Raw genomic sequence first — 13,407 nt, 5'->3', positions numbered from 1 at the left:
CAAATACGCGCTTCGCGCTTTGGACTCGCAACAAGTTGCTCGCTTTTTCGGCAGACACTAAATAGCCTATGAAATATTTATGCGCCCTGATAATGGTTGTTTTTCTTTACTCTTGTGAGTTAGGTAATGAAGGGCCAAGAAGAGTTGAATACTGGAAGGCAGAAATAGAATCTATCGAGTCACGTAGGCTGGAAATTGGTTATCTAATGGTAAAATACAAAGTGTTTGAGCCTATTTTTAACTCTTCTGAAAATACATTAACGATTGTAGACTTTGGTGAGACTGAAGGTATTGTCTGTAGTAAATGGCACTATATCATCACATTCAAGGCGGACTCTAAAGGGGTAGTTGCTAAATCTACAATAGAACAGGTGGGGACATGTTTGTAGGCCAGCTATTTAACAAAACCAAACTGGCTTGCCCATCCCCTTCAGGGCTGGGCTGGGCAGTCTACGCGGCGCGCTTCGCACGCAAACGCTCTGGCTGCCCCTGTTGGCAACGTTATATCTCTAGGAAGCTAAGATGCAAAGAAAAATTCTGATAGCTTTGTTTTTCGTCTCTTGCTCCGCAAGCGGCGCCACATTTGAAACGGATTTTGTTGAAGCCGCCCATGAAAGAATAAAGAAAGCGGTCACATATGATGGTCGTTATATTTCAATCCCATACCCTGGAGGGGACGTTCCAGAGAATATAGGCGTATGCACTGATGTAGTTATTCGATCCTACAGAAGATTAGGAGTGGACCTTCAGGTTTTGGTCCATGAAGATATGCGCTCTCATTTTAGCTCTTATCCGTCGAATAGAATTTGGGGCCTAAACAAGCCAGATAAGAATATCGATCATCGCAGGGTTCCTAATTTACAGGCATTCTTTAAAAGAAATGGCAAAGAGCTTACAGTTTCAAACTCGGCAAATGACTACAAACCAGGAAATATAGTAACTTGGATGTTGCCAGGTAACTTACCTCATATAGGTATAGTCACCGATACTATTCATTCTGAATCTGGAAATCCTATGATTGTCCACAATATTGGGCGCGGTCCTGAGCTTGAGGATATGCTATTTGAGTTCAAAATAACCGGACACTACCAGTATGTCCCTGAGAAATATAATAGGTACAGGCCATAAATCTACAGCCCTTCGGGCCTCCGCGGGACGGCTTACCTTATGCACGCTTTACGCTGGTCCCTCCACTCTCATTTTCGCGCAATAAACGTATAAGGTAATCCGCCCCTGCCGTGGGCGTTACGTACCCCAAGGAGATTATGCTACCCACCACATATAAAGTAAAAGATATTGGAAATGGTGCTTTGTCAGTCATGGCAAAGCCTGTTTCTGGCGAATGGATCGAAGACGAATTCCAAGGACTTGCTCGTCTAGGCATTGATAAAATTGTGAGCCTTCTAGAATTATTCGAGCAGCGCGAAGTTGGATTGGAATCAGAAGAAGAACTTTGCCAAAAGAATTCGATAGAGTATGTTTCTTTTCCTATACCCGATCGAGGTCTTCCGGTTACAAAAGATGCGATAGAACTAGCTGATCAACTTCTACATGAGATTTCATTAGGTAAACATGTCGTAATTCATTGTCGAGCAGGCATCGGTCGCACTGGCATTATTGCCGGTGCGGTACTGGTAAGATCGGGCCTCACTTCACAAGAAGCGCTATCACTCATATCTCAGGCCAGAGGTGTTCAAGTACCCGATACAGAGGGACAAACAGAGTGGTTAGGATTGGTTTAAAGTGTCGCTAAGCAACAAGTGGATGATGTTCGTTCCAGCCACAACATGGCTTCCACCGGACGATCCACGCTTCGCGCGGTCCGCCCAATACCCATAGCGTTTTACTTCAATCAGGGAAAATAACAATGAAAAAAATAATATCGATAATTTTCGCTATTCTGGCTATTTCTGGATGCAAAACTACGTCCGTAAAAAATGACATAGATGCAGCGTTTCAGATTGCGCACTCAGAATACTTAGGCAAAAAGCTATATGATGCTATCCGTTCGGAAGATGGAAGCTTGCCCTACACGAGTAGAGAGCAAGATCTTTTAGATATGTCTATAGATCTTGTGTGTGACGGAAAGTACAAGGCTGTATCTGTAATAGATGATAAGTTTGAAACTGAAAATATATATTTTGTGTTAAGCCCAGAGAATGATTCCGGTGTTCAATTTGGTCGTCACTTGAAATTCAGATTCAAACTAGGTACAAATGATATTGTGGATGTGTCCCCATCCACAAAAACATGCTTATTGGTTCATGCTGAGGGGGATAGCATCCCCTTCTCTACACACTTTATTTCGAACGTGCCAACTGAATTTCATGTGTTTTTGAGCCTTCATCATGGAAAGCCAATTTATGTAAGTACTTCTACCGGCCTATGGAGTGTAGAAGCGGGGAAGGCTAGCTTGGTAAAATAAAGCGTAACAAATCGCTACAGACCGACGTCTAACTTTATGCACTCTATACGCGGTCGCCTCGCCCCTATTTTTTCGTATAAAGCGGCCAAAGTTTGCGGCGGCTGAGCGCGGCGTTATACATTTAGAGAGAATAATATTTGAAAAATAACGTAGAGCTGTTGCAGGAAAAGGAATTAAAATCCAAGATCAAAAGACTGAAGCGAAAGAAGGTTCTTAATAATATCGGATCAACTTTAATAACTATTTTTTTGTTTCTTGGTATGATTCTGTTTACTGTGTATGGGCAATGGATTCTTGTTGGCTCTCTAGCAATATTATTTTTCGTCTTTTCAATTGGTATTGTCAGTGATTAACTTGACGCAAGAAAACCAGTATATCAAGGAAACGCAGCAGGCAGCCAACTTTACGCACTTTTTGCGCAGTCGATTACGGCGTTATGCGGAGGGAGAAATAATGAATAAAGGAGTGACTGATACACCTGAAGCTAAAGCTGAGCAAGGTAAATCCAATAAATCCAAGCGGTAATAATGGCTCCACTTATCATTAATGCAGTGTGGTTATATTTAAAAAATCAATTAACTACGCGCCTTCGGCACCCGACAACTTACATTCCGCTTCACTGCGCTCCAGCTGCGGGTTATTGAGACGTTAAATCTTTAGTAGTAATAATTATGAAATACTTATGAAACATATTTCGCTCTTTACATTGTTGTTAACAATTCCACAACAATCTTTAGCGAGTAATTATCAAAATGCTAGCTTAGATCGTATCGCCACTACAGATACTGGGACAACAATATTATGGTCCTCTACTGGTCGGAGGGATTCTGCAATCAATTCATGTTCAACGGGCACTGGAGTTTTAGCTTTTGATTCAAAAACTGAAGGCGGAAAATCATTGCTTTCAATTGCTCTTGCAGCTTATATGGCTGGAAAAAAGTTAGTGTTTCTACAAGTGACTCGGATTGTCTTAGTGCTGTCGGATTGGCTGCTGTAGTGAAGCGTATTGATATCCATAAATCATCGTATATTATGAACAGGATTTAACAAGTTTAGTAGCATGGACCCAAAAACTCCGCTTGAACTTTATGCGACTACATACTCGCACAAAATCCGGACTTCATATTCGGCCACATGCAAAAGGCATTAAGTTTCACATGAAGAGAAAGCCTAGAGTACTGAAGAAAATCCATAGGCGCTGGTTGGAGTTAGCGATTATTGATCTTAGTCAAGATCCTACATGGCGCGAGCGACTTTTTAACTCAGAGTACAATAGCGAATTCCCCATTGATTCAGAAAATTGTGAGGGGTTGTGGCAACCGGCACTCAAAGCCCTTGGTAAGTACGGCCTGGAGTATACAGTTAGTAAGGTTCCAGAAAATCAGGTAGTTGAGCCTTGGTTGGCAGAGGATGGTCTCGCAGTATTTGAGTTCAAAGCTAAAAAATTCCCTACAGTGTGTATGCAAATAGGTAACAACCCTGATGTTATATAGAGCTAACCAAAAACTTAACAAAGTCAAGCGCGCTCGCCAACAAAGCTGGCTGGACCTACACTCCGCAGCTTCTCTGTTCCATTTCGACCCATGCTGGTGGCGTTATAACTCTCGAGGGTGGATGTGAAACTTTCAGAGTTAGTCGAGTCGGCCGGAATACTTGAAGAGGTTTCATCATATGGGCCCCAAGAACTGCCTGGCGAAATAACGCAGATATTGCTGAGGTTTGAGCACTCGAGTTGTGTATTCTGTGTAATCGATGACACGGATGAAATCTGTCTAAAGAGTTTCGAGGAAGGCTCTTTATTGGCTGAAAGGACTTCCCCTACAGTGTTTCACAAATGCATAGGGAATAAGCTAACTTGGGCTTGGGAAATGAGGAATAATCAAGGCTATTCTGATGCTCTAAAGTTTGAGTTTTCTAGCGGGGTCTCTGTTGAGTTAGTTGTCATGGCGTCATCGATTAAGCAGTACTTAGTAAGTGAGTTATAACAAGGTGCTGCTACAGAAGATTTACTCGCTGGCGCTCCCAAATAACCGCAGAGCACGGCGATAGGAAAAAACTGGAGTTTTACACATGAATACGGAGCTTGGTAAAGCAGTACAAGAAGCAGAAACAAAGCTACGGAATGCGATGTTGGATTCTGATTTAAATGCATTATCCGCGCTTCTTGCTGATGATTTAGTTTTTACAAACCACCTCGGCCAATTGCTTACCAAAAGAGACGATTTATCGGCACATGAATCAGGAAGGCTTGATATAGAGTCAATCAATATTTCAGAAAATAGTATAAAAGTACTGGGCAATACTGCTGTAGTTACCGCTCGAGTACAAATATGTGGAACATATGATGGCAATCCAACTAACGGAGATTTCAGGTTTACGCGTATATGGGCCAGTCAGGATAATAGCCTTCAGGTTAAAGCGGCTCACTCATGTACCGTTGCCTAACAAATGGCTGCAACACGACACGGCCCGCAATCCCGCCATGCTTTGAACTTACAACGCTTTAGTGGACAGTAAATTTAGTATCCACTAAAGGGGGTCCTTATGGGACAAACTTAAAGAAGAAACTATTTCCAATACACATCTGAGTTCAAATAGGTACTCGTTAGGTTGGCAAATCATAATTATATCCAAGTCACCTATATTTCCGAGGCATTAGATATACATCCGGTCCTGATCTATCGCTGGCGCAAGGAGTTTAATGACGGTAAGTAGGATGAAAAGTCGAAAGTGAAAAAGAGTAAACCGGTCGGACCTACAAAAATAATCTGCATCAGAACAGTCTTGAGCCAAGGAATGCACTTGCAAAAATTCGGAAATTGGAAAAGCAACTCAAACAGCGTAAGAAGGAAGGGCCCCGTGCTGAGGCCCAAGAGTTGGAAGATTACAGTGTCTCTTCCACAACACTGAAAGATACAGCGCGACTGGCGCGGCGGCCATCGGCACTACGTGCTCGGATAGCATCTACTTTCTTTGCTGGTGTCTCGTCTGTGACCGGGCGCCAGGATTCACCGTCATAATACTCGGTGGCCAACCCTGGGAAGGCCTGGGCAACTTTTAGATATCCTTCATCATTCAACGCCCCAGGCACCGGGATGCGATACCCTACCCCGGTAAGATCCAGCTTGAGTAGCTCTTTGTGCCCCACCGCGGCAGCAAATCCTCTCCAGTCCGCCTCCAAAGCGGCAACATCAACGAGACCACTCTCAGCAGAAAACTCCTGCCCCGGGACCGCATCCAACTCCCAGGACGCCTGGTGCCACGCCCGCTCGGCCAGGGCCAGCAGCCGCGGGAATATCATATATTCCACCTGCGCATCGGTGCGCACCACTTCGCTCCACAGATTACCTTGTATACCGCGTACGCTGTTGGCAAAGCTTTCATCTGCCGCTTTCGCCGACCAGGCATTGCCATCGCGATCAGTAGATACTTCTGCCAGTTGGGCCGTGACCAGGGGGGCGTAACTGAAGGTCTTACGTGTGTCGGTATGGCGTGACGCCCAATAGTAACCAAGCTCCTTCGGATCGACCTCGTAAGGCATATCGAAGTACAGAAAGTCGGAGTGAGACTGCACCACGTCAAATCCGACGGCGGCGAAATGCGAGCTTTCATCACCACCACCCCAGAACAGCGGGGCCCAGGAGTTGACATAGTTGTTTTCTGTCGCGAGTTCCTCGCTGGCATCTTTTACAGCTTTAACACCGTCATTCCATGCGCCGAGCGTGGGAATCCCGGTATCATGGACCAGAGAGGCAACACGGCGCGCGTAGTAGCTACCCAGCTCCGAGATGTCCGCAACCGCGCCACTGGCAACCAGCTTCTGGCACTGAGGGGAGCCCGACCACGGCTGCTTGCGAGCACCAGCGTCAACATCTCCTTTGGCGGGGTCCTGCCCTGGCGCATCTTCAAAGCTGTCACCGGCGAAAATATTGACGGCCTCATCGCCACCGAAATGCCAGCTTTGCAGCGGATAGCCTGCGCGCTCGTGCATCGCCTGCACCTCAGATATCACTTTGCCCACAAACTGGTAAGTGGAGTCGATGCAGGGGTTAACGTAGCTGTCGTCGTAGAACTGGACCGACAGGAAACGGCTGTTGTCTTCTGCATCAATCAGTCGGTAGCGCGCAGCCGCTTCCGGATCTGATTCCACCAGTCGGCGATAACGCGCCTCCATCGACACCACCGCAGCCCGGGCATGGGCGGGCATATCGAACTCGGGGATCACCTCGATATGACGCTCACCGGCATAGCGAACAATCTCGATGTAGTCCTCGACACTGAAATGGCCGCTGCCATTGTTATCCGTATTAGGGCCAGAGCCCAACTGAGGCAACAGACACTGGTTCTCCTCCAGGTCGAAACAGCGGCGAGAACCAATCTCAGTGAGTTCTGGCAGACCGGGCACTTCCAGGCGCCAACCTTCGTCCTCAGACAGGTGGACGTGGAAACGGTTGAGTTTATAAGCCGCCATCTGGTCGAGCAGCTTGAGCACCAGCGGTTTGGTATGGAAGTTACGGCCTACATCGAGAAAGAGCCCGCGATGGGGGAAACGCGGCGCATCCTCAACCCGGGCTGTCATCAGCGTGCCGGCGCGTACATTGATCAGGCCAAGTAATGACTGAAGTCCATAGAAGGCGCCCGACTGGTCCGCGGCGGTCACCAAAGCGCCTGTCTCACCCACCTCAAGCCGGTAAGATTCTGCAGTATTCGCAGACAGCTTTGTATCGATCACCACTGATACGGGATAGGCTCCAGCGCCTTCACCAACGAGGCCAAAGGCATCCAGACGCTGTTTTATAACGTTGAGGGTCGCGGTCGATAACGCCCCCCCATCTACAGAAAGACCCGCACTGATATCAACGGCAATACCACGACTTTCGAGCTTCAGGGGCTTGGGGATAATACGGGACTGCCACTGATCACCTTCCTGAACACCACGCCGGGAGAATTCCTCAAACCGACTGGCTGCGGTTGCCAGGACATTGGCATCCGTGGATGCCCGCTTCCAATTATCGGAGTGGTTTTTCTCAATCGGCAGAACCAGTTCGGCAATGCTATTGGAGTCGGTGGATTGGATAACCTGTGCCTGTCCGTTCGCATCGACGGTAAACAGGCGCGGCATAAAGTCGGATTCGAACTGGAACCAGTACTCGGCGAGAAAATCCAGCTGCAGCGTCTCCCCTTGTGCCAGCCCCGGGAAATGGGCCAGAGGTACCAAACGGTGCAGATCTCCCTTGACATGCTCCAGGCGCAAATCGTCACGGTTCATCAGCGCCAGGGTACGGCGCACACTGTGGAAGTAGAGACTCCATTCCAAAGCACCCGGTGCCAAAGCGGCCTCGCCGGCGTTGGTCAGCGATATCCGGTAGGTCGAGCAAATTGCCCCGCTACCGCCTTCGCGCTTGCAACGCTCTGCAAGTTCGTCGCCGGTCGCCTGGTAGTTGGTGAGCACTTCCAACTGCACCGAGAAATCTTCGGCAATCTGCCGGGCCGAACCCCGTTCCGGATTGTCGTGCCCACCGCAACCCGTCAGGGCGATCGTCAATCCCAAGGCCAGGGAAAAGACTGAAATTCTTAGCTTGGTCTTATTCAGGGAGGGGATGGCGCAAAGCATGGGAGTCCTTTTCTATTTGTTATGGCACCAGTGATTGCAAGGTCCACAATAACGAAAAAGACAACGCTGTCAACCAGTGAACTTGCCTCACGTACAAGCGGTAGTCGGCCGGGTAGATCTCAGGCACCCGTTAATATTGCCGAAGCAGACGCTGCAGCGATTGCTACCACCAGAAGGGCTGGGTTTCTCAATAGATTGATTGGCTTCATGTAGGCTTCCATTTAACTTTGTTATTCCTGCGCCTCCCTTACCGGCTGGCGAGCTGGTCGGTGAACCGTAATGATCACCACCGGTAAAGCCCCTGCTTAAGGCAGAAAAGCAACCTACCAGTACCACTCGTTTTCTCCCCTTGATTCAGGTTGATCACACCGTATCTCCCCGGGGACAAGACGCAATGTCTTGCCTCAGTCATATTCTCTTAATGTTCCGCTTTGATCGTGATACGGGTCTCATATCAACTCCAGTGGCGGAACTTTCATTTTAATTGTCTTTACCCCGTAGTAATTCGTCCCTTTCTGCATTGCGATTCCCTATAAGCGATGATATTTTGACAGCGATGTCATTTTGGCAATCGCGTCACCTAACTGCCGATGACCAACAACAAAAATAACTTACTCAAGGTGAACCCAATGAAACACTTTCTCGCGCTCGGCAGTCTTGCCGTGGCGATCTTTGCCGCAGGCCAGGCGCATGCCGTGGACTGCACAGGCCTCCCGGACTGGGATGCCGCAACCGCCTACAACGGCGGTGCAGAAGTCCAGTACAACAGCAACGCTTATCGGGCCAACTGGTGGACACAGAACCAGAATCCGGAGCAGTTCTCCGGCCAGTATCAGGAATGGACGCTGCAAGGCGCCTGTGAGGGTGCTGTTGACCAGCCTCCAGCCGGCTCCATCACCGCCCCCACCAACGGTATGACATTTAGCGAAAATGACAGCGTTATCATTACCGTGGACGCGAGCGATGATAGCCAGGTCGTCAGTGTGGAATTTTTCGTCGATGGTAGCGCTATCAGTACAGATACCAGCGCACCCTGGCAGGCCAGCTGGACCGCCGTTGCCGGCAACCCGGTGTTGCGCGCACGCATAGTGGACGACACGGGACAGGACGCGTTCACCACGAATGTCACCATCACCGTGAGCGGCCCACAGGCCCCGGTCATCTCGCTCGACAACCCGATAGACGGTACGCAATTGGATACCGGTGCGACTGTATCCCTCACAGCCAGCGCCAGTGACCCAGATGGCAGCATCACTTCGGTAGAGTTTTTCGTCGACAGTAACAGCCTGGGGAGTGACACCAGCGCACCCTACGCGATCGAGTGGACAGCGACCGAAGGCAGCCATGTCCTGTACGCAACGGCCACCGACAACGATGGCCAAAGCACTCAATCAGACTCAGCCAATATCAACGTCACCACACCCGATATCCCGCCAACCGTAACCCTGAATAATCCTGTCGACGGTAGCGTGTTTGATGAAGGCACCAGTGTCAGCATCGCGGCCACAGCCAGCGATACAGAAGGTGCGATTTCCAAAGTGGAGTTCTTTGTCGCCGGGCAGAAAGTGGGCGAAGATTCCAGTGCGCCGTTTAGTATCGATTGGGTCGCCACTCCCGGCAGTGCCTCCGTTTTCGCGAGAGCATTCGATACCGCTAACCAGTTCACTGACTCCGCGCAGGTTTCAATCACCGTAAACGGTGAACCCGTAGCGGGTGACTTCCCCTGTCGTCCCGATGGCTTGTTTACCAGCCCCGGGACGGCACCGGACTACTGCGATATTTATACCGCAGAAGGCCGGGAGATCATGGGGGCCGATCATCCGCGCCGGATCATTGGTTACTTCACCAGTTGGAGAAACGGTGCCAATGGACAGCCCACCTACCTGGTGAACGATATCCCTTGGGACAATATCACCCACATTAATTACGCTTTCGCCCATATCAATGACAGCAACGAAGTATCCGTTGGCAATACCGCCGATCCCGCCAACCCTGCCACCGGCATGACTTGGCCCGGCGTCAGTGGCGCAGAGATGGATGCGGACTTCAGCTATCAGGGCCATTTCAACCTGCTGAATAAATTTAAAAAGCAGCATCCTGAAGTGCGCACCCTCATTTCCGTCGGTGGCTGGGCAGAAACCGGTGGTTACTTCAACGAATCTGGTGATCGTGTTGCCAATGGTGGTTTCTATACCATGACCACCAATGCCGATGGCAGCATCAACCATGCCGGCATTGAAACGTTCGCCAACTCCGCCGTGGACTTTATCCGCCAGTATGGCTTTGATGGCGTCGATATCGATTACGAATATCCCACCTCAATGAACGATGCCGGCAACCCGCTGGACTTTGGCATCGCCAATCCGCTGCGCGGTTCTCTCATGAAATCTTATGTGGAGCTGATGCGTGTATTGCGTGAAAAGCTGGACATCGCGGGTGAGCAAGATGGCACCCACTACATGCTCACCATCGCCTCGCCGTCCTCCGGATACCTGCTGCGCGGCATGGAAACCATGCAGATCACCCAGTATCTGGACTACGTCAACATCATGACCTACGACCTGCACGGCGCGTGGAATGAATATGTGGGCCACAACTCCGCACTGTTCGACAACGGCGAAGATCCGGAACTGGCCGCCGCGAGTGTTTACTCCACTTCCCAGTATGGTGGTATTGGCTACCTGAATATCGACTGGGCTGTGAAGTACTTCCGCGGATCCATGTCCCCGGGCCGAATTAATATCGGTATTCCCTACTACACCCGAGGCTGGCAGGGCGTGAGCGGTGGCAACAACGGCCTGGGCGGCTCTGCCGCACTGCCAAACCAGTCCGATTGTCCGACCGGTACCGGCGGCTCTGCCAAGTGCGGTTACGGTGCCATTGGCATCGACAACATGTGGCACGACCTGGACGAAAACAGCGTGGAAATGGGCGCGGGCTCGAACCCTATGTGGCATGCCAAGAATCTGGAAAGTGGCATCCTCGGCTCCTATGTCACGGACTACGGGCTCGATCCAGCAGGCGACCCGGACGATGCGTTTGTCGGCACTTACGTACGTAACTACGATGCCGTGTCTGAAGCGCCGTGGCTCTGGAACAGCACCAAGAGTGTGTATATTTCCACAGAAGACGAAGAGTCAATGGACGCGAAGGTACAGTACGTCATCGACCAGGGTGTCGGTGGCATCATGTTCTGGGAACTCGCCGGTGACTACGACTGGGATGCCGCCAAAGGCGAGTACTATATGGGCTCCACCCTGACGACCCTCGCCTACGACAAATTTGCCAGTGCGGTGCCCTATCGCGAGCAGCGCAGTGATCGCGTAATCCCTTCTGAAGCGATCGATGTGGGTATCGAAATTTCCGGATTCAAACTCGGCGACCAGAACTACCCGCTAAACCCCAAGCTGTACATTACCAATAACACCGGTGGTGTGTTGCCCGGCGGTACTGTATTTGAGTTCGATATGCCGACGTCGACATCCAACATCATTACCGATCAGAGCGGTGCCGGTCTCGAAGTCATTGAAGACGGGGCCAATTCCGGTGGCGGCAATGTCGGCGGACTCGAGAACGAATTCCACCGCGTGCGCTTCGCCCTGCCGGGCTGGCAGGATCTTGCCGATGGCGAGACCTGGGATATGACCATGAATTACTACCTGCCCGTTTCAGGCCCTCAGGCCTACACAGCCACCGTGAACGGTACAACGTACGCACTGGCATTCGAGCATCCGGAACTGCCTCTGGCGACGCCTGCGGGTAGTGGCGACGGCGGCACTGGCGGAGGCAGCGGAGGGACCAGCTGCGCCGACGCCGGTATCGATACCAGTGGACTGGTGACCTATCCACAGTGGCCCTCTGGCGATCACGCCAGCGGCGGTCAACAAATCATTCATGATGGCAGCGTATACCGAGCAAAGTGGTGGACAAATTCGGTTCCAGGAAGCCCCGATGGCAGCTGGGAATTTGTCTGCAACGTGAACTGAGTTTTAGCGGGGGCAGGAAGCCCTCCGCTGTTACAACAGGATGTTGCCAATTTCTCTCTGAAGACGTTACAGGTTATTACTCCTGTACTTGCCCCGGTCTCCGGGGCCTTTTTTTTGACCAAGGAATTTTTCTCATGCTCGTAAGCGCAACTTCCCGAACTGCACGCACAACAATGACCGCCTCGCACTCATGAATCCTGATACGGAATCAAGCGGTAGCATGCAACAACAGACCAACTACTCTCCCACTAGCCACAGGCGCTTGGCATCCGTCGATGCCTTGCGTGGCTTTGATATGTTCTGGATTATTGGGGGCGAATCCCTGTTCGCCCCGCTTCTGTCCCTGACCGGGCTCGGTGCTTTTGCGTGGGGACAAGCACAGATGCGGCACAGTACATGGCATGGATTTACCCTGTATGACCTGATCTTCCCACTGTTTATCTTTCTTTCCGGAGTTACCCTCGGTCTGGCCAATAAAACCTTGCGGGGCCAGCCACCACAACAACGCCAGAGCGCCTACAAAAAAGCGATCAAAAGACTGCTGATTCTTGTGGGTCTCGGGGTGCTTTATAACCACGGCTGGGGCGCAAGTGTTCCCCCCGACCTGTCCGAAATACGCTATGCCAGTGTTCTCGCCCGCATTGGCTTTGCCTGGTTCTTTGCCGCACTGATTGTCTGGCACTGTCGCCCCATCGCCCAGTACCTGATTTTTGCGGGTATCCTGCTTGGCTACTGGCTCCTGCAACTCGGACTGGGGGATTTCAGTATCTCGGGATCAATTAACGCTGCGGTAGACCAATGCTGCCTGCCGGGCATCACTTATCAAGGCAAGCCGTACGACCCTGAAGGGCTGCTGTCTACCCTGCCCGCCGTCGCCAATGCCCTCGCCGGCGTTTTTGCCGGCCGCTGGCTGCATCTGCACCGAGACCAGCCAGGCAAACTGCTCAGGGGATTGTTCCTCGCGGGTATCACCCTATGCGCACTCGGATGGACCTGGAACCTGGTTTACCCGGTGAATAAAGATTTATGGACGGGATCCTTCTCCCTCGTCACCATTGGTTGCAGCCTGCTGTTCCTCGGTTGCTTCTATCTGATTTCGGATATATGGAAGTGGCGCGGGTTTACCACTCTGTTTGCCGTGATCGGTTGCAATGCCATTCTGGTGTATATGGCAAGCAGCCTGGTGAACTGGACCTACACAAGCAAAAGCCTGTTTGGCGGCATTGCCTCTGTATTTTCTTCTGCGGATGCCGGGAACCTGGTGATTGTTATCGGTGTGCTGGCGGTACAGTGGATTATTCTCCACTGGCTTTACCGTCGAAAACTGTTTGTCAGCCCCTAGGGAGCCTCCATCAGGCTTTGCTCCACTCCCTGCTTGCGAC

Annotated in this window: 12 protein-coding genes; 11 read left to right on the top strand and 1 reads right to left on the bottom strand. The window is 50.7% G+C overall.

Features of this window, described 5'->3' with window-relative positions; all coding sequences use genetic code 11:
• Window positions 1–92: 92 nt before the first annotated feature.
• The 9 genes from ABWV76_RS00110 to ABWV76_RS00070 all read left to right on the top strand — a co-directional run bounded on the left by ABWV76_RS00110 (window position 93) and on the right by ABWV76_RS00070 (window position 4,870).
• Window positions 93–389: a hypothetical protein gene (locus ABWV76_RS00110; RefSeq protein WP_020412363.1), complete on the top strand. Its 297-nt coding sequence runs from the start codon at window positions 93–95 to the stop codon at window positions 387–389.
• 133 nt (window positions 390–522) lie between these two features.
• The gene (locus ABWV76_RS00105) at window positions 523–1,128 is read left to right on the top strand and encodes a DUF1287 domain-containing protein (protein ID WP_353374896.1); all 606 of its coding nucleotides are present in this window, start codon (window positions 523–525) and stop codon (window positions 1,126–1,128) included.
• 137 nt (window positions 1,129–1,265) lie between these two features.
• Window positions 1,266–1,742 carry a protein-tyrosine phosphatase family protein gene (locus ABWV76_RS00100; RefSeq protein ID WP_020412361.1) on the top strand — a complete coding sequence of 159 codons (477 nt, stop codon included), beginning with the start codon at window positions 1,266–1,268 and terminating at the stop codon, window positions 1,740–1,742.
• A 125-nt stretch (window positions 1,743–1,867) separates the two neighbouring features.
• Window positions 1,868–2,425, top strand: a complete 558-nt coding sequence (locus tag ABWV76_RS00095; RefSeq protein ID WP_353374895.1) for a hypothetical protein — start codon at window positions 1,868–1,870, stop codon at window positions 2,423–2,425.
• A 345-nt stretch (window positions 2,426–2,770) separates the two neighbouring features.
• The gene (locus ABWV76_RS00090; protein WP_353374894.1) at window positions 2,771–2,950 is read left to right on the top strand and encodes a hypothetical protein; all 180 of its coding nucleotides are present in this window, start codon (window positions 2,771–2,773) and stop codon (window positions 2,948–2,950) included.
• Window positions 2,951–3,107: 157 nt separating this feature from the next.
• Window positions 3,108–3,422, top strand: a complete 315-nt coding sequence (locus ABWV76_RS00085; protein WP_353374893.1) for a hypothetical protein — start codon at window positions 3,108–3,110, stop codon at window positions 3,420–3,422.
• A 160-nt stretch (window positions 3,423–3,582) separates the two neighbouring features.
• Window positions 3,583–3,918 carry a hypothetical protein gene (locus ABWV76_RS00080; RefSeq protein ID WP_353374892.1) on the top strand — a complete coding sequence of 112 codons (336 nt, stop codon included), beginning with the start codon at window positions 3,583–3,585 and terminating at the stop codon, window positions 3,916–3,918.
• 117 nt (window positions 3,919–4,035) lie between these two features.
• Window positions 4,036–4,410, top strand: coding sequence for a DUF6334 family protein (locus ABWV76_RS00075; RefSeq protein ID WP_353374891.1), 375 nt, complete (start codon window positions 4,036–4,038; stop codon window positions 4,408–4,410).
• A gap of 85 nt (window positions 4,411–4,495) precedes the next feature.
• Window positions 4,496–4,870, top strand: coding sequence for a nuclear transport factor 2 family protein (locus ABWV76_RS00070; RefSeq protein ID WP_353374890.1), 375 nt, complete (start codon window positions 4,496–4,498; stop codon window positions 4,868–4,870).
• A gap of 439 nt (window positions 4,871–5,309) precedes the next feature.
• Here the strand turns inward: ABWV76_RS00070 and ABWV76_RS00065 are convergent, their stop codons facing one another.
• Window positions 5,310–8,039: a family 20 glycosylhydrolase gene (locus tag ABWV76_RS00065; RefSeq protein ID WP_353374889.1), complete on the bottom strand. Its 2,730-nt coding sequence runs from the start codon at window positions 8,037–8,039 to the stop codon at window positions 5,310–5,312.
• A 629-nt stretch (window positions 8,040–8,668) separates the two neighbouring features.
• On the opposite strand from ABWV76_RS00065, the gene ABWV76_RS00060 reads away from it, so the two are divergent.
• Both ABWV76_RS00060 and nagX read left to right on the top strand, forming a co-directional pair.
• Entirely contained in the window at window positions 8,669–12,025 is a 3,357-nt protein-coding gene (locus tag ABWV76_RS00060) for a chitinase C-terminal domain-containing protein (protein ID WP_353374888.1), read from the top strand.
• A gap of 220 nt (window positions 12,026–12,245) precedes the next feature.
• The gene (nagX, locus tag ABWV76_RS00055; protein WP_353374887.1) at window positions 12,246–13,367 is read left to right on the top strand and encodes a transmembrane glucosamine N-acetyltransferase NagX; all 1,122 of its coding nucleotides are present in this window, start codon (window positions 12,246–12,248) and stop codon (window positions 13,365–13,367) included.
• Window positions 13,368–13,407: the final 40 nt, after the last annotated feature.

The sequence above is a fragment of the Microbulbifer sp. NBRC 101763 genome, assembly GCF_040371615.1.
Classification (GTDB): Bacteria; Pseudomonadota; Gammaproteobacteria; order Pseudomonadales; family Cellvibrionaceae; genus Microbulbifer; species Microbulbifer variabilis.
Note: the sequence above shows the minus strand (reverse complement) of the source record. Positions and strands in the feature narration are given on the sequence as shown.

Bases quoted from the DNA above. Each gene is read 5' to 3' on its own strand.
- ABWV76_RS00060 (WP_353374888.1), top strand. From the start codon at position 8,669: ATGAAACACTTTCTCGCGCTCGGCAGTCTTGCCGTGGCGATCTTTGCC.
- ABWV76_RS00095 (WP_353374895.1), top strand. From the start codon at position 1,868: ATGAAAAAAATAATATCGATAATTTTCGCTATTCTGGCTATTTCTGGA.
- ABWV76_RS00070 (WP_353374890.1), top strand. From the start codon at position 4,496: ATGAATACGGAGCTTGGTAAAGCAGTACAAGAAGCAGAAACAAAGCTA.
- ABWV76_RS00085 (WP_353374893.1), top strand. From the start codon at position 3,108: ATGAAACATATTTCGCTCTTTACATTGTTGTTAACAATTCCACAACAA.
- ABWV76_RS00065 (WP_353374889.1), bottom strand. From the start codon at position 8,039: ATGCTTTGCGCCATCCCCTCCCTGAATAAGACCAAGCTAAGAATTTCA.
- ABWV76_RS00080 (WP_353374892.1), top strand. From the start codon at position 3,583: ATGAAGAGAAAGCCTAGAGTACTGAAGAAAATCCATAGGCGCTGGTTG.
- ABWV76_RS00110 (WP_020412363.1), top strand. From the start codon at position 93: ATGGTTGTTTTTCTTTACTCTTGTGAGTTAGGTAATGAAGGGCCAAGA.
- ABWV76_RS00105 (WP_353374896.1), top strand. From the start codon at position 523: ATGCAAAGAAAAATTCTGATAGCTTTGTTTTTCGTCTCTTGCTCCGCA.
- nagX (WP_353374887.1), top strand. From the start codon at position 12,246: ATGCAACAACAGACCAACTACTCTCCCACTAGCCACAGGCGCTTGGCA.
- ABWV76_RS00100 (WP_020412361.1), top strand. From the start codon at position 1,266: ATGCTACCCACCACATATAAAGTAAAAGATATTGGAAATGGTGCTTTG.